Source organism: Micromonospora sp. BQ32, assembly GCF_059358895.1.
This window is the reverse complement of sequence record NZ_JCADBI010000012.1, coordinates 71,297-88,053: the sequence shown is the minus strand read 5'-3', so window position 1 is coordinate 88,053 and position 16,757 is coordinate 71,297. Positions and strand designations below refer to the sequence as shown.

General features: G+C 71.1%; 12 protein-coding genes and 1 pseudogene. 7 read left to right on the top strand and 6 right to left on the bottom strand.

All coding sequences use genetic code 11. The features are described 5' to 3' along the window. Positions 1–327 precede the first annotated feature (327 nt). The 3 genes and pseudogenes from AC5L30_RS22040 to AC5L30_RS22030 all read left to right on the top strand — a co-directional run. Positions 328–822: pseudogene (locus tag AC5L30_RS22040) on the top strand (LppU/SCO3897 family protein); the annotation flags it as partial. 497 nt (positions 823–1,319) lie between these two features. Beyond that, on the top strand, positions 1,320–1,769 hold the full coding sequence (locus AC5L30_RS22035; protein WP_494869680.1) for an LppU/SCO3897 family protein: 450 nt from the start codon (positions 1,320–1,322) through the stop codon (positions 1,767–1,769). A gap of 156 nt (positions 1,770–1,925) precedes the next feature. Then, positions 1,926–3,167, top strand: coding sequence for a DUF8462 domain-containing protein (locus AC5L30_RS22030; RefSeq protein ID WP_494869512.1), 1,242 nt, complete (start codon positions 1,926–1,928; stop codon positions 3,165–3,167). A gap of 24 nt (positions 3,168–3,191) precedes the next feature. Here the strand turns inward: AC5L30_RS22030 and AC5L30_RS22025 are convergent, their stop codons facing one another. Then, complete coding sequence (locus AC5L30_RS22025; protein ID WP_494869511.1) at positions 3,192–3,740, bottom strand: GNAT family N-acetyltransferase; 549 nt, start codon at positions 3,738–3,740, stop codon at positions 3,192–3,194. 133 nt (positions 3,741–3,873) lie between these two features. On the opposite strand from AC5L30_RS22025, the gene AC5L30_RS22020 reads away from it, so the two are divergent. Further along, entirely contained in the window at positions 3,874–4,419 is a 546-nt protein-coding gene (locus AC5L30_RS22020) for a DoxX family protein (protein WP_494869509.1), read from the top strand. 215 nt (positions 4,420–4,634) lie between these two features. Beyond that, positions 4,635–6,101 carry a glycosyltransferase 87 family protein gene (locus AC5L30_RS22015; RefSeq protein WP_494869507.1) on the top strand — a complete coding sequence of 489 codons (1,467 nt, stop codon included), beginning with the start codon at positions 4,635–4,637 and terminating at the stop codon, positions 6,099–6,101. Between the two features lie 4 nt (positions 6,102–6,105). On the opposite strand, the gene AC5L30_RS22010 is transcribed toward AC5L30_RS22015, so the two are convergent. The 5 genes from AC5L30_RS22010 to AC5L30_RS21990 form a co-directional block, all read right to left on the bottom strand. Continuing rightward, positions 6,106–6,534, bottom strand: a complete 429-nt coding sequence (locus AC5L30_RS22010; protein WP_130405760.1) for a molybdenum cofactor biosynthesis protein MoaE — start codon at positions 6,532–6,534, stop codon at positions 6,106–6,108. Continuing rightward, positions 6,531–7,787 (bottom strand): molybdopterin molybdotransferase MoeA, encoded by a 1,257-nt coding sequence (locus AC5L30_RS22005; protein WP_494869505.1) that lies wholly within the window; start codon positions 7,785–7,787, stop codon positions 6,531–6,533. Before AC5L30_RS22005 ends, AC5L30_RS22010 begins: the two co-directional genes overlap by 4 nt. A gap of 77 nt (positions 7,788–7,864) precedes the next feature. Next, complete coding sequence (locus AC5L30_RS22000; protein WP_494869504.1) at positions 7,865–8,335, bottom strand: MogA/MoaB family molybdenum cofactor biosynthesis protein; 471 nt, start codon at positions 8,333–8,335, stop codon at positions 7,865–7,867. After that, a complete protein-coding gene (gene moaC / locus AC5L30_RS21995) occupies positions 8,332–8,823 on the bottom strand; it encodes a cyclic pyranopterin monophosphate synthase MoaC (protein WP_494869503.1) in 492 nt (163 codons plus the stop codon). The genes AC5L30_RS22000 and moaC overlap by 4 nt, the downstream gene beginning before the upstream one ends. A 263-nt stretch (positions 8,824–9,086) precedes the next feature. Continuing rightward, complete coding sequence (locus AC5L30_RS21990) at positions 9,087–12,191, bottom strand: AfsR/SARP family transcriptional regulator (RefSeq protein ID WP_494869502.1); 3,105 nt, start codon at positions 12,189–12,191, stop codon at positions 9,087–9,089. A gap of 644 nt (positions 12,192–12,835) precedes the next feature. Between AC5L30_RS21990 and AC5L30_RS21985 the strand changes: the two genes are divergently transcribed. Then, positions 12,836–15,358, top strand: coding sequence for a putative bifunctional diguanylate cyclase/phosphodiesterase (locus AC5L30_RS21985; protein WP_494869501.1), 2,523 nt, complete (start codon positions 12,836–12,838; stop codon positions 15,356–15,358). 50 nt (positions 15,359–15,408) lie between these two features. Then, positions 15,409–16,755 (top strand): glycosyltransferase 87 family protein, encoded by a 1,347-nt coding sequence (locus AC5L30_RS21980; protein ID WP_494869500.1) that lies wholly within the window; start codon positions 15,409–15,411, stop codon positions 16,753–16,755. Positions 16,756–16,757: the final 2 nt, after the last annotated feature.

The following is a 16,757-nucleotide window of genomic DNA, read 5'->3' as shown; positions in this document are numbered from 1 at the left end:
TCACCACTCGTGCAGGAGGGCGGCATGACGAACTACGGACAACCGGGAGGCGGCCACCCGGGGCCGTGGCGTGGGCAGAGACCCGACGAGACGCCGGGTCACCCGGTGCAGCAGCCCTACCCGCCCGCGCCGACGCCCTACCCGCCGGCGGTCCCGTCGTACCCGCCCACACCCCAGGGACGACCCGGGCCGTACGACGGCCCACCCGCCGCGCCCTACGGTGCGGCGCCCGGCGCGCCCTACGGCGGTGGAACGGACACGCCGTACGGCCACGAGCCCCGCGCGCCCTACGGCGGCTCGTACCAGCCGACCCCGACGTACGGCGGGCAGCCGCCGTACCGGCCCGACGACCCGCACGGCGGGGATCCGGCACCGGGGCGGCGCGGTCGAGGGCCACTGATCGCGGTACTGGCCGTCGTGCTGCTGGTGGTGGCCGTCGCCGGCGCGTTCTGGGTCCGCCGTGGGCAGAGCGACCCGGCGCCGGCAGCCGCGCCGAGCAGCTCGGCCGTTGCCGGTGAGCCCAGCGCGGACGCGGTCGAGCCCGCGCCGAGCGCGGCCGCGCCGGAGTCGTCGGCTGATCCGCGGTTCGCGAAGGTCGGCCAGTGCGTCCGCAACGACGGCACCGCCGGCGGCAAGCCGAAGCTGCTGATCAGCGGCTGTACCGCGAAGTCGTACCAGGTGCTGAGCCGGATCGACGGCCCGACCAGCGGCGAGCGCGACGCCGAGGCCAAGTGCGCCAAGGTCGAGGGCTACACCAACTGGTATTTCTTCGACAGTGAGCTGGACACTCTCGACTTCGTCCTCTGCCTCAAGCAACGCTGAGACCACCCACCCCCGGGGATGACATGACGACCTACGGACCTGCGGGTTCCGATCAGCCGGACGACCCAGATCAGCGACCGCCCGCCGGGCCTGACAGCTCACCACCGGTCGACCCGACCCTGCCCCAGTGGAGCAAACCGTCAGCCGCGGAGGACCCGACCCGTGCGCAGTGGGGTCCGCCGTCGACCGGCGCGGAGCCACCGACGGCACCCATGTGGGCGCCGCCATCCACCAATCCGGAGCCGCCGACCACACCCATGTGGGCGCCGCCGCCCACCTCGGGCCCGGGATACCCACCGCCCGGGCCGTACCCGCCGGCCGGCCCGACGCCGCCCATGTCGGGGCCGGGTTACCCACCGGCCGGCCCGCCACCGCCGTCCGGGCCGTTCCCACCACCCGGCCCGTTCCCGCCGGCCGGCCCGACGCCCGGTCAGCCGGCCGGGATACCGGGTCAGCCACCCGCGCCATGGGGTCAGCAGCCGCCCGGCGGCTACGGGATGCCGCCCGCCGCGCCGGTGAAGAAGACCGGCCGCAACGTCGCTCTCATCATCACGGTGGTGGTGCTGCTCGTGCTCTGTCCGTGCCTCGGCCTGGCCGGTTGGGCGGTCTGGAAGGTCGCCGACGCTGGCAGTGACGCGGCGCGTACCCCGTCGACGAGCGCCCCGGTCGCACCGCCCGCTCTGCCCAGCGACGCCCCGACGTCGGCCGCGCCGACCCCGGACGAGGAGTTCGCGAGGGGTGACTGCGTGGTGAACGACGGCAGTGAGGACGACGCGGAGCTCCGCAAGGTGCCGTGCGGCCCGAACACCTACCAGGTGCTGCTACGGATTCCGGCGACCACCGACGGCGACCGGTGCGAGACGCTCGCGCCGCAGGCGACCGCGAACTACGTGCACGACAACTCGGTCGACCTGTTCGACTACGTGCTCTGCCTGAAGAAGCGGTAGCCCGATCCGGGGGCCCGGTACCCCGATTGGCAAAACTAGGGCTGTCTAGCGTCCACGCTAGACAGCCCTAGTTTGTGGTCGACGGTCTCGACACGCCGGTAGCCCCATCTATCCATGTCTAGCCTCGCAGCTAGATGGCCCGATAATCTGCGATGCGTGGATCCGGTCCGCAACCCGTACGCGCCGGGCGCCGGCCAGCGTCCGCCCGAACTTGCCGGGCGGGGGCGGGAGCTGGACGTCTTCGACATCGTGCTCGAGCGCATCGCCCGGGGCCGACCCGAGCGCAGCCTGATGCTCACCGGGCTGCGTGGTGTCGGCAAGACGGTTCTGCTCAACACCCTCCGGTCACAGGCCATCAACCGGCTCTGGGGCAGCGGCAAGATCGAGGCTCGACCGGACCAGTCATTGCGCCGACCGGTCGCCGCCGCGCTGCACATGGCGGTCCGGGAGCTGGCCCCCCGCCACCGCGCGCCGGACCGGATCGACGCGTTCCTCGGCGTCCTCAAGGCGTTCGCCCAGCGGTCCACCCCGACCGGCCGGGCCGGTGCCGCCACCAAGCTGCGCGACCGGTGGCAGCCCGGCATCGACGTGCCGGCCGCCAGCGGTCGGGCCGACTCCGGCGACATCGAGATCGACCTGGTCGAGCTGTTCAGTGACGCCGCAGCCGTGGCCAGCGATGTCGGCACCGGAATCGCCATCTTCATCGACGAGATGCAGGATCTCGGTCCGGAGGACGTGTCGGCGCTCTGCGCCGCCTGCCACGAGCTGTCCCAGCTCGGTGCGCCGCTGATCGTCGTCGGTGCCGGCCTTCCGCACCTGCCGGCCGTGCTCAGCGCCGCCAAGTCGTACTCCGAACGGTTGTTCCGCTATCAACGCATCGACCGGCTCGACCGGATCGCCGCCGATCGGGCGCTCTGCGCGCCCGCCGAGCGCGAGGAGGTCGAATACGAGCAGAAGGCCCTCGACCTGCTCTACGAAAAGTCCGGCGGCTATCCCTACTTCGTCCAGGCGTACGGGAAGGCGACCTGGGATCACGCGCCGCGTTCGCCGATCACCGCCGCCGATGTGCGGGTCGCCGCGCCCGAGGCGGAGGCCGAGTTGGCGGTCGGCTTCTTCGGTTCCCGCTTCGAACGGGCCACTCCCGCCGAACGCGAGTACATGCGGGCGATGGCCATGATGTCAGCGGTCGAGGGCGAGACCGGCGCGGTGGTCCGCGACGACATGGACGCCGCGGTGCCCACCGCGGAGATCGCCCGTGCCCTCGGCCGCAAGCCGGCCAGCCTGTCCCCAGCCCGGGACGCGCTGATCAAGAAGGGGCTGATCTACTCCGGTGAGCGGGGCACAGTCGCCTTCACGGTCCCGCACTTCGGCCGGTACCTGCGGACCCAACCGGCCTGACCACCACCCACCGCGTCGGGCCGGTCAGACCTTCGACCAGGGCGCCGGAAAGAGCACCTCACCGCGAGGCGGGGGGCCCTCCTCGCTGGTGGACGGCGGCAGCACCAGCGCCTGCCAGGGCTCACCGAGGCCGGTCCACGGGCCGGTCAGGCCCAGCTCACTCGCCGGGCCGAACCCGAACCGGCGGTAGAAAGCCGGGGCACCGAGGACGACGACGAGCCGCTCGCCCAGCTCGGTCGAGGCGTCCAGGGCGGCCTGCACGACCGCCGTGCCGTGCCCGACTCGCTGTCGGTGCGGCGCGACCGCCACCGGGCCGAGTGCCAGGACGGGCATGTCCGAGCCCCGCTCCGGCCGCAACCGCACCCGGGTGAGCAGCGCGTAACCGACGACCTCACCCCCGTACTCGGCGACCATGGCCAGCTCCGGCACCCAGGCGGTGGTGTCGCGCAGTTCGTCGACCAGGCTGACCTCCGGCGGCGTCGCCACGTCCGGGCGGGCGAAGGCGGCGGCCAGCACGCGGCGGACCGGGCCGGCGTCGGCCGGGTCCTCGGGGCGTAGCCGCAGCGTGGTCACCCGCGCGACGTTACCCGTCAGCGCCCGCCCATCCGTGACGGTCGCTCGATTCGGCGTGGCGTACGTGAACGAACACCAATCCGATCCTGCGGTTGCCGGGGTAGCAAACGCCGCGACGGGGTATGACTGATCCATGACGCCCGTACGCTCCCTCGCCCGCGCCATGCTGAGCGGCATCTTTGTGGTCAGCGGGTATCGCAACCTCCGCAACCCCGGCCGGCTCGCGGTGGCCGCCAAACCGGTGACCGACAGGGTCGCGCCCGTGCTGAAGAAGGCACACCCGAGCTTCCCCACCGAGACCGAGACCTTGATCCGGCTCAACGCGGCCGTGCAGGTCAGCGCCGGGCTGATGCTGGCAACCGGCCGGTTCAGTCGACCCGCCGCGCTGGTCCTCGCCGGTACGCTGGTGCCGGTGACCATCGCCGGGCATCCCTTCTGGAACAACGACGACCCGATCGCCAAGAACAACAACCAGATTCACGTCCTGAAGAACCTCGGGCTCCTCGGCGGTCTACTGCTCGCCGCAGCGGACACCGGCGGCAAGCCGGGTCTACGGTGGCGGACGGGTCATCGCATCGGTCACTCTCGACGTTCCATGCAACGCGCCGTCCGGACCGCCCGACGCGAGGCCCGAATCGCCGTCCGCTCCGCGTCCACCGCACGTCGACTCCCCGGCTGACCTGCGTCGATCCGTCTCGGTCTCACCCCCACCCCCCGCTAAGGCCACGAATTACCTGAACCACCCGGTAGGCGTTAACGCGGTGGAAATGTCAAAAACATGTGTGGGATCGGACACGGTCGCATAACGCGGGAGGCACTGACGTGAGGCGCCGTTCTAGGCTCCGTGCAGGACCTGGACGGGTAGGACGACCTTGGTACGGGGGTGGCCACGCCATGCCGACGGCTGTCGGTAGACGGGCGGACCGCCTCGCCCCAATCCAACGTGTGACGCGCGGGATCGACCGCGTGACGCGCGGGATCGATCGCAGGAACGTCGTACGGGGCGCCATCGTGGCGGCCGTCGCCTATGCCGCATGGCTCGCCATCGGCACCTTCGGGCGACCGTACAACTTCTTCGACATGAAGATCTACCACGGTGCCGTGGTGTGGTGGGCGAGCGGTCACGAGCTCTACGAGTTCATCGCGCCCGGAACCACACTGGGGTTCACCTACCCACCCTTCGCCGGGTTGGTCATGCTGCCGATGGCGCAGCTGCCGATCGGCGCGGCGGGCATGGTCAACGCCGCCGCCAGCATCGCCGCGCTGGCGCTGGTGCTGGCCGGGCTGCTCCGACCCATCGTGGACCGGCTGGGGTGGCCACTGTGGTTCACGGTGGCCGTCGCGGTGCCGCTCGCGGTCGCCATCGAGCCAGCCCGGGAGACACTCGGCTACGGCCAGGTCAACATCCTGCTGTTCGCCCTGATCATGGCTGACCTGATCGGCCTTCGCTGGCGGTCCCGCCGGGGCACCCACTACGCCGCCACCGACGGCCCGCTGCTGCGCTTCATCTACGGCGGGGCCTGGGCCGGGGCCGGAATCGGCCTCGCCACCGCGGTCAAGCTCACCCCGGCGCTGTTCATCGCCTACCTGCTGATCACCCGTCAGTGGCGGGTGGCGGCCACCGCCATCGGCACCACGATCGGCGTGACGGTGGGGACCTTCGCGATCGTCGGTGACGAGTCGCGGACCTACTTCGGCAGTGTGCTGTGGCAGACCGAACGGGTCGGCGCAGCGGACATGACGCCCAACCAGTCCCTCGCCGGTCTGCTCGCCCGGCTGTACGACTCGATCGAGACCCCGGGGCTGCTGTGGCTCGCCTTCTCGGTGCTGGTCCTGGCGCTGGGCTTGTCCCGGGCGGCCAGTTCCCGCGCCGACGGTGACGAGCTGACCGCCTTCACGCTGGTCGGTCTCACCGCGAACGTGATCAGCCCGATCTCCTGGACGCACCACCTGGTCTGGGTGATCCCGGCGATCATCGTACTGGCCGACGCCGCCGTGCGTCGCCGCGAGGCGAGCCGGGGGATGCCGCAGCGCACCGGCCAGGGGCCGGCATTCGGCGGGCTACCCGGGGTCAACGGGCTCCGCCCGCCGATCTGGTACCCGACGCTGACCGGGCTCCGCCACGGCGTCGCCGCGATCGGGCTCTACCTGCTCTTCCTGATCTCTCCGATCTGGCCGTACGAGCACCAACTGCCGGAGATGTCGCACTACCAGGACGGCCTGTTCGGAGCACTGATGGAGAACTCGCTCGCGCTCGCGCTGATCGTGCTGGTGGCCGCGCTGCCCTGGCGCCCGGGTGCGGAACCGGCGTTCTACGGCGACCGGCCCGCCAGGTCCGTGATGGTCAACGGCCACCGCTGACCGGTCAGGGGCAGTTGACCCATTCCTCGGTGCCGTCGGTGAAGACCTGCCGCTTCCAGATGGGCAGCCGCGCCTTGACCTCGTCGACCAGCCGGGCGCAGGCCGCGAAGGCCGCCGCCCGGTGCGCGGTGCTCACCGCGGCGACCAGCGCCACGTCACCGATCGCCAGGGGGCCGACCCGGTGCGAGACGGCCACCGCGTAGACGTCGGGCTCCGCGGCGATCTCGGCGGCCACCTCGCGGAGCACCTGCGCGGCGCTCGGGTGCCCCTCGTACTCCAGGCTGGTGACCTGACGGCCGTGGTCGTGGTCGCGGACCACACCCTGGAAGGACACCACGGCACCGGCCCGGCGGTCGGCGACCGCCGCCTCGTGCGTGGCCAGGTCGAGCGGCTGGTCGGTGACCTCGCCGAAGGTGATCGCTGGTGCGGTCACGACGCACGCTCCCCGGGAAACAACGGCAGTGGCACGATCGGCACCCGGTCGCCCGGCTCGCCGCTGGTGCCGGGTCGGATGACCGCGAACCCGTCCGCGCCGGCCAGGCCGCGCAGCATCGCCGAGCCGACGTGGCGGACCGGGGACGCTACGCCGGCGGCACGGTCCAGTCGGACCAGTGCCAGATGGGTGTGGTCACCGCGACCGGGCACTGCCTCGGCCAACGTGACCTGCGGCAGCACCGGCATCGACCGGCCCTGGAGGCCGGCGAGCAGCGGGGCGACCAACGACACCAACGCGACGATGGCGGACTGCGGGTTGCCCGGCAGCCCGGCCACGAACCGGGCTCGCCCGTCAGGGCCGGTCAGCCGCGCCAGCAGCATCGGAAAGCCCGGGCGGACCGCTACCGTGTTGACCACGTAGTCGGCGCCGAGCGCCTCCAGGGTCGGGTGCAGGTGGTCGACCGGGCCGTTCATCGTGCCGCCGGTGGTGCAGACCAGATCGACGTTGGCCAGCGCCGAGCGCAGGGCCGCCACGTGCGCGGGCAGCGTGTCGGCCACCGGGCCGACCACGTCGGATGGGCGAACCTGACAGCCGTACCGCCGCAGCCACGCCGGCACCGCGGGCCCCAACGCGTCGCGGACGCGACCGGCCGCGGGCGGACCCGCCGTCAGCAGCTCGTCGCCGAAGACCAGCAGCGCGGCGCGCGGCGCCCGCCGGACCCGCAGCGTGTCGTGCCCGCAGGCGGCCGCCAGGCCGATCACCGCTGGGTCGACCGGCGTGCCGGCTGGCAACAACTCCTCATCGGCGTACGCCTCCTCGCCGGGTTCCCGCCACTCGGGCGCCTCCCGGGGAACGCCGCTGACCAGGCCGTCAGCAGTTGTCGACTCTTCCACGCGCAGCACGGCGGTGGCACCCTCGGGCACCATCGCACCGGTCGCGATCTCGACGGTCGTGCCGTCCTCGGTGAGCGGCGCGGGGGTGCTGCCGGCCAGGACCCGGCCGACGACGCGCCACGGCCCACGACCGCGCACCGCCCAGCCATCCACGCTGGAGGTGGGGAATGCCGGCAGGTCGGTGCGGGTGGTCAACGGCTCGGCCAGGGTCGACCCGTCGGTGTCGACAAGTGGTCGGGCGGCGGCGGGCAGCGCGGCGGCCAGACCGACCGCGTAGACCCGCGAACGCGCTTCCTCCCACCCGGCTGGTGGGGGTGCGGTGACCCGATCCGCGGTGGGTGCGGTTTCCGTGCTCACCGACCGAGCCTATCGGCACGGACCGACACCCGCCCGGGCCTGGCGCGCACCGGCAGATGGTCCCCGCCGCGAAGCGGTCAGTGGTCCCCGCCGCGAAGCTGGTCGACGGTGTGTCCGAGGATCGGCCCGAGAACGGCCAGGCCGTCCCGGGCGCCGCCGGTCGAGCCGGGCAGGTTGACCACCAGCATCCGCCCGGCGACCCCGGCCAGGCCCCGGGACAGCACCGACGTCGGCACCCGCTCACGACTGTGCGCGCGGATCGCCTCGGCGATGCCGGGGATCTCGTAATCCAGCAGGCCGCGGGTCACGTCCGGGGTCCGATCCGTCGGGGTCACTCCGGTGCCACCGCTGGTCAGCACCACGTCGACACCGTCGGCGCGGGCGGCCCGCAAGGCGTCGCCGACCGGCTCACCGTCGGGCACCACCACCGGGTCGTCGACCTGGCAGCCGAGCTCGCGCAGGCCGGCGACGAGCAGCGGCCCACTGGTGTCGGCGTAGACACCGGCCGCGGCCCGATTGGAAGCGACGATCACCCGAGCCCGGATCACGGCCGGTCCTCCGGACGAACCCACTCGCCGGTCTTGCCGCCCTCCTTGCGCAGCACCCGGACCGCCTCCACCGAGGCCGCCGGGTCGACCCCCTTGACCATGTCGACCAGGGCGAGACCGGCGACAGCAACCGCCGTCAGTGCCTCCATCTCCACCCCCGTCCGGTCCGCCGTGCGGGCAGTGGCCGTGATCTCCACGGTGTCGGCGGTCAGCCGCAGGTCGACGGTGACGCCGTGCAGGGCGATCGGGTGGCAGAGCGGGATCAGATCCGGAGTGCGCTTGGCCCCCATGATCCCGGCCAGCCGCCCGACGGCCAACGCGTCACCCTTGGGCAGCCCGTCGCGATGCAGCAGGTCGATGACCTCGGGTGTGGTCCGCAAACGGCCGGCCGCGACGGCCAGCCGCCCCGTCACCGCCTTGGCGGAGACGTCGACCATGCGGGCCGCGCCGGCGCGATCGACGTGGCTGAGCTGCGCGGGTTCGGTCACGGTCGTGAGCCTATCGGTGCCCTACGACGGCGATCGGAAGGAGCGGCGTCACGCTGACGACCGCGCCGGGTGCTGACGGCGCAACGGCCCCGACGCCGCTCCTTCCTTACCGACCCGCCGCCGAGGTCGCTGGGGGGACCCAGCAGCGGGCGCGTGTCGACGACCCGGTTCTGCCCAGGCGCAGAACCTCCCCCGTTCGCCGATACGGCCGGTAAGGTACGGGGCCGGCCGATAAGAAATCGATAAGCGGCGTTCAGACCTGGTCAGCGCTCTGCGACCAGGGCCGCGTCGATTAACTCGGCGAGGCGACGCTCGGCCTCGAAGCGCTCCGGCACGCCCATCCGTCGGAAGATCGCCAACGCCCGCTCCCAGTGCCGTCGGGCCTCGGCCGGGTCCGTGCGGACGAAGTGTTCGGCCAGCCCGGCCAAGGCCCGACCCTGCTCGTGTGGGTGCGCGATCCGCGTAGCCAACCGCAACGCCTCCTGGTGCACCTCGAACGCCTCGTCACCCCGCCCCTGCGCCAGCAGGGTGCGCCCGAGTTCGTTCAGCGCGGCCGCCTCGACGTGCCGCTCCCCTGAACCGATCGACAGCTTCCGGGCCAGCTCGTGTTCCCGCTGGGCCTCCACCAGACGACCCAGGCCGCGATAGGCGATCCCGAGGTCGTTGCGTACCTCAGCCTCGGCGTACCGGTGGCCGGTGCGATCGCGTAGGGCCAACGAGGCCAGAAGAATGCGAATCGCCTGCGGAAGGTCGCCCATCCGGAGGCGTACGGCGCCAATGTGGCTGAGCGCGTTGAGCGTGTGGAACTCGTCGGAGTTCGTCCGGGCCCACGCCAGGTGCAGGCGGTGCATCCGCAACGCCTCCTCGTAGCGGCCCAGGGAGGTCAACGCTATGCCGAGATTCGGCAGCACCATGGGCACCCTGACGTTGCCGTACCCCTTGTAGTCGCGCAGGCACTCCAGACCGACTGTCACCGCTTCGGTCAGATTGCCGCTCCACCAGTAGACGGCGGCAAGATTGGCGCGGTACCGGGCGGCGTTCAACATGTCCCGCGAGTCTCCGGCGAGGGCGACCGCACGGGTCAGATGGTGCAACGCTGCCCGGTTGTCACCGGTTCGGACGTAGCCGGAAGCGAGGTAGTTGTTCATCAATGCCGTTGCATCGACGTCCCCGGACGCTTCCGCCGCGGTAAGCGCGTGCCGATGAGTCGTGATGATGTCCTCGAAGTATCCGCGGATGTAACAGAATCGCCAGAGGGCACGGGCCAGTCGCCAGGAGTGCTCGTGGAAACCCTCGTCGAGCGCTGACCTCACCATCGTCACCAGGTCCGTCCGTTCCATCTCCAACCAGTCGGCGGTGGGCTCTCCGATCGCGTCGATCAGCTCGGGTCGCCCGAACGGGAGATGTGTGACGCGAGATCCCAGGTCGTTTAACTCCAGCGTCTTGGCGACCCTCAGTGCCACCTCCAGAGTGAAGTCGAACAGGTGAGCCAGCCCAGCCTTTCGGTCGCTCGCGGAGTCGGTACCCGAGCACAGTTCGATGGAGTACTGCCGTATGAGGTCGTGCAGTCGGAACCTGGTGGAGTCCAGGTCCTCCACCAGGTTTCGGTCGACGAGGTCGTCGAGCGCCGCGCGAGCTTGCGCGATCGTCAGCCCAGTCAGTGCGGCGACTGCCGGCGCGCCGAAGCGGCTGCCGGGGTAGAGACCCAGGAATCGGAAGACCCGCTTGGTCGAAGGTGGAAGCGGCTCGTAGGAAGCGGCGAAGGCCCCGCTGACAGTGCTCTCCTCCTGAGCCAGATGGTGCAGCACCGGAGCGTCGCCGGCCATCTGCCCGGCCAGGTCCGCCAACCGCCAGCCCCGCCGATGCGCCAGCCTGGCACCGGCCAACCGAATCGCCAGAGGGAGGTAACCGCAGCGGCGCACCACCTCGGCGGCCGCCTCCGGCTCGGCTTCAACCCTGTCCCGACCGACGCTCAGGCTGAGGAGATCCACGCTCTCCCGAGGGTTCAGGAGCGGCAGCGTCCGCGAGGGCCCGACATCCGGGTGGGACAGCTGCCGCCGGGAGGTCACCAGCACGACGGCGGTCGGCTCGGCCGGCAGCAGGGGCATGATCTGCTCGCTGCTCGCGGCGTTGTCGAGCACCACCACCGACCGCCGGCGGGCCAGTTCCTGTCGCCACAACTTCACTCTGTCGTCGAACTCCACCGGAACCCGGTTGGCCGGCATCCCAAGCTGTCGGAGCAGAGTGAACAAAGCACTCGCCGGCTCGATCCGGTTCTTGTCACCGTGCCCGCACAGGTCGATGAACAACGCGGCGTCCGGGTATCGATCAAACAGCCGACGGGCGAGGTGGACGGCGAGGGCCGTTTTGCCGCTGCCCGCCATGCCGTCGATGATGTGGACGGCCGGCACCCGCTCCTCGACCCGTCGGGTCTCCGCCAGCAGCCGCGACACCACATCCTCTCTGCCCACGAAGTCGGTGACTGCTCGGGGGAGGTGATCCACCGGGTCGGGCCAAGGTGCTCTTTCAGAGAGAAGAACACCGCCTGGGGGAGCTGCGTTCGAGACAAGGCGGGCGCTCTGGCCAGCCGGACCGGATGCGGCGTGCTTCGGCGGTCGCTGGGATGGCACCGCCGAAACGATCGTGCGGTAGAGAGCCTGGAGGTCGGAACCCGGAGGGACACCGAGTTCAGCCATCAGCCTCGTCCGAACCTCGTCGTAGGTGACGAGCGCGCCCGCGTGGTCGCCTCGCTCGTGCAGCGCCCGAGCGAGGAGGGCGTACGCCGGTTCCCGCAGGGGGTGACGGGCGATGATTTCCCGTAACAGGGGGATCGCCAGGTCGCTCCGTCCCGCCCTGAGCTGCGCGTCGGCAAGGAGTTCCACGGCCAGCAGCCGCTCCTCCTCAGCGCCCACCACACGTGCGCCGAGCACGGGCCCGAGCGACATGCCGGCGAGCATCGGCCCCTGCCAGCGCGCCACGGCGGATCCCAACCGTTGCAGGGCGCGGTCCATCTGGCCGGCTATCAGGGCTTCCCGGCCCGCAGCGAACTCCCTCTCGAAACGAAACACATCAATGGCTTCCGGCCCCAGGGTGAGCCGATAGCCGCTCTGCTGCCTGACGATGACACCTTGACCAGACTCGAAAGACTCGAAGGTGCGGCGCAGATTGGCGGCGTAGGTCCGTACGTTCGCCACCGCCGAGCGCGGCGGGCCGTCTGGCCACAGCTCGTCGACCAGGTCGTCGACCGTCACCAGTTGTCCCGGTTGGATCGCGAGCATCGCGAAGACAGCCTGTTGTTTAGGTGTACCCAGGTGCAGCTTGCGAGCGAGCAGTTGCACCGAGAGGCCGCCCAGAAGTTGAATCTCCACCCGTCCCCCTGCTCCAGCGGGGTATTCAGCTGATCACGCACCGAAGCTTACGGGCACCCGATGCAACGCCCGACGCCAATCAAGCAGCCATGGCCGACGCTCCCGGGTGGTCGAGTGTGACGGGACCGTGAGTGCAATGCGAACATTGCAAGAACCATCTGTTGCCTCAGCGTTCTCAACTCCTGCCGCATCACGGAAAGAAGGAGCGAAAGCCGCAGTCGACCCCCGAAACTCCTGAGCCAAGCTGGTGAGCGGTTGACCGAATCGGCGGATGAGTTGGGGCATCCCAGCACCCACACTGAGGACGCGGTCTAATCACTCGGCACGGCCCCGCGACATTCCGCAACGGATCGGCTGCAGCAGGCGAGCATCCCAGCGCTCTCCGCACCGGAACGCCAACAGAATGTCACTTATGCGCACAGGATTAACTAATGTTGAGGATAACGACATTTATCGTCCCTAACTAGGGCCAACCCCATTTAAGCTCCATTCGTAGAGAGTCGGCGGCAAGAGAGTCCGACAACCACACGAAGGAGAGGGTGGGTGAAATGCGCGGAAACGAGTGGGGCTGACATCGATGCAGGACTTCTGCATCGCTCGGCGATATGGTTACAGCACGACAGGCGAGGTAATCCAGGAGTTGCGTGGCCTCTTCACAACGACGCGATGACGGGACCGATCGACGGCTACGGCTGATCGTCGGTCTCCTCGTCGTTGCGGCCACGATCGTTGCGCTCGCCTCCCTGAGACTGACCTTCCCCGCGGCCAAGGCTCCGACACCCGACGGAGCAACCCTGGTAACGCTGACCGCCATGATCGCCTTGGGTGCGTTTGTCAAGGCGCGCGTACGTGTCCGGTCCACGGTGCACCTGATCAGTTGGAGCGAGGCGGCGATCGTCCTTGCGGCTGCCATTGCTCCCGTTCCCTGGGTGGTGCTCTGCACCTGCATCGGGATCACCATCGCCTCGGCCCGTCTACCACCGATCAAGCTGGCCTTCGGCGTCGGCAAGAACATCCTCGTCGCGGCCGGGGCGGGCATTACCTTCGCGCTGCTCGGTTGGACCTGGCCCGCCATGCAGGCCCCCCAGCTGGTGGGGATCCTGTCGGTCGCGTACCTCGCCGCTGCCGTTCTCGACGAGTTGCTGGCGATCCCCGTGATCGCGCTCGCTTCCCGCACCAAGATCTCGACTCAGTTCCGCAGCAACCTTGATCTCCGCCTGGCCGGTTACGCGGTCCGGTTCGTGGTGGCGGCCCTGACCCTGCTCACCCTCCAAATGGACCCCCGGCTGCTGCTCGCCGTCCCGCCCCTGGTCCTGAGCCTGCACCTGGCCTACTCCGCACGCATTCGAGGCCGCACCGAGCAGCAGGCGTGGCAACGGTTGGCCCGCACCACCGACGCGCTCAACGTGGTCGACCTGGACAACGTCCTCACCACCGCCGTCACCCAGGCCGCCGAGTTGTTCTCCGCCGACGAGGTCGAGATTGAGCTGCGCGACGGCGACCGCACCGTGCGCGGTGGCACCGGCGGCATCACCTTCGACGGGCCGACCGGCACGCCCACCGACGTGGACGGCACGATCGTCCCCGCGCCGCTGGAAGGACACGACCGGACCGTCGACGTCGGCATGCTTCGACTGCGCTTCCGCGGCCCGGTGCAGCTCTCCGAGCGGGAGCAGTACACCCTGCGCACCTTCGCCTCCGCGCTCTGCACCGCCGTCCGCAACGCCCAGGCGTACGCCGAGCTGGCCCGGGTCGCCGACGAGCACGCGTACGCGGCCTCGCACGACGCGCTGACCGGGCTGGCCAACCGCCGACACCTCCTCGACGAGGGCACCGAGCAGTTGAGCACCCGGCACGCCGACGGGGTGACCGCACTGGTACTGATCGACCTCAATCACTTCAAAGAGGTCAACGACACCCTCGGGCATGCCGCCGGCGACCAGGTGCTGGTGCAGGTGGCCGACCGGTTGCGGGGCGCTGCCCAGGCGACCGACCTGGTGGCCCGCCTCGGCGGCGACGAGTTCGCCGTACTCCTGCGCGGCCTGCCGGCCCCGGCGGTGGCCGCGCACCGGGCCGAGACACTGCTCGCCGCCCTGCACGAGCCGTTCGAACTCGATGGCATGCGAATCAGCGTCGAAGCCAGCGGCGGGATCTCCGGCGCCCCGTCCAACGGCGGCATGGCCGAGCTGCTGCGCCGCGCCGACGTGGCCATGTACCAGGCGAAGCGGGCCGGGCAACGGATCTCCACGTACGCCCCGACCCGGGACACCGCCGACCTGGGCCGCCTCACCCTCGGCGGTGACCTGCCGCGCGCGGTCGCCGACCACGAGTTCGTCGTCAACTTCCAACCGATCGTCGACCTGGGCACCGGTGAGGTGACCAGCGCGGAGGCGCTGGCCCGCTGGCACCACCCCACCCACGGCATGATCGACCCGCTGCGGTTCCTGGAGGCGGTGGAACGTTCGGGCCTGCTACCGGCCTTCGCCGAGGCGATCCTCGACCAGGCGTTGATCGCGGCGGTGACGTGGCGCGACGCCGGCTTCGACGTGCCGGTCGCGGTCAACGTGTCCCCGCGCAGCCTGCTCGACGCGCGGTTCCCCGGCTCGGTGCTGGCCCGCCTCCGCGCCCACGACCTACCACCGGACCGACTGGTCCTGGAGCTGACCGAGACCCTGACCCTCAGCCAACTCGACGTGGTCGACCGGGTGCTCAGCCGACTACGCGACGAGGGAGTCCGGTTGGCGTTGGACGACTTCGGCACCGGCTACTCCTCCCTCTCACTGCTCTCCCGGATCCCGGTACACGAGCTGAAGATCGACCGGAGCTTCGTGACGACGATGGAGAGTTCGGCGGAGGCCGCCGCCGTCATCCGTTCCACCCTCGACCTGGGCCGCAGCCTCGACCTGGACGTGGTGGCCGAGGGGGTGGAGAGCGAACCGCAGCGGCGGGCCCTCTGGGAGTTGGGCTGCGTCGCCGGCCAGGGACATCTCTTCGCCCGACCGATGCCGTCCGGCACCCTGCTCGCGGCGATGCAGCGCGGCTCGGGCGGCCGACCGGGCACCCTCGCGGCGCCGCTGCACGACGCCGGGGCGGTGATCCGGTTGAGCCAGAACCGCCGTCAGGCCGGCCGCTCCAGGCCCGACCGCCTCCCACACCTGCCCGCCTGAGCAGGCATCGGCCCGCCGCGCAGGCGGCCCGGTCTGCCAGACTGTCGCGCGTGATCGTCGACGACCCGACCGCCCGCCGCCGTCGCTGGCACTGGCGGACGCTCGACAACGCCGCCGGAGGACTCGCCCTCGACCTGGGCCTCTACGCCGTCTCGGCCGTGTTCGCCGCGATCACCGCGGTCACGTCGACCCTGCTGCCGCACCGCGCCTGGGGCGCGGTCGCCGCCGTCGGCTACCTGCTCGCCACACTGACGGTGATCGCCCAACTCCTGCTGCGTCGACGCTCACCGGCCTCCCGGCTGACCGGCCTGCCGGCCCGCTGGGCGGTCACCGGTCTCGCCTGGGCGGGCACCACACTGCTGCCCCTGGCCTGGCAGAGCATCGACCGGGCCGGTGGGCGCACCGACCGGGCCCAGGAGGAGGTGCTGGTCGTGGAGCAGGCCGGCAGCCGCCTCCTGGAGCACGGCACGCCCTATCTCGGGCCCGACGCCATCGCCGCCCTGCCACCCGGCGAGCAACTGATGGGCTACACCCCGTACCAGCCCGGCATGGCGCTGTTCGGCCTGCCCAGAGCACTGCTCGACACCTGGTGGACCGACTCCCGGGTCTGGTTCGCGGTGGGCACCGCGCTGGCGCTCGCCCTGGCCGTGGCCGCCCTCCGCCGCACACCGGCCGCCGTCGGCCAGGCGACCTCCGCCGCGACCCGGCGGGACGCCGCCCTACTGCGCGGCGTGCAGGCCGCCACCGTACTGCCGATCTGTGCCCTCACCCTCGCCACCGGCGGCGACGACCTACCCGTACTCGCGCTCTGCCTGCTGGCTCTCGCGTTCGCCGCCGCCGACCGACCCGGCCGGGCCGGCCTCGCGGTCGGGCTCGCCGGCGCGCTGAAGCTGTTCGCCTGGCCGGTCGCCCTGGTCCTGATCGTCTGGGGCCTGACCCGGCGCGCCGGCAGCCGGGTCGCCGCCGGCGCCATCGGCCTGCCCATCGCCGCACTACTACCGGCGCTGCTGGTGGACCGCGACGCCCTCATCGAGAACGTGCTGCGCTTCCCCCTTGGCCACGGGCTGGTCACCAGCCCCGCGCAGTCCCCGTTCCCCGGCTACCTGATCGCCAGCTCGCTACCCGCCGGCCGGCTGATTGCCGCCGCGCTGCTGGTCGCCGCCGGAGTGGCCATCGCCGTCCGGCTCGCCCGCCGTCCGCCCCGCACCGCCGTCGCCACCGCGCTCATCTGCGGGTACGGGCTGCTCGCCGCCATCGCCTTGATGCCCACGACCCGCTTCGGCTACCTGCTGTACCCGATGGCCCTGCTGACCTGGGCCCCCGCCCTGCACCGCCCAGTCGACACGCCGATCGCCATGGTCCCCGACGAGCGGTCCGGACGGGCCACTTCGGCGTAACT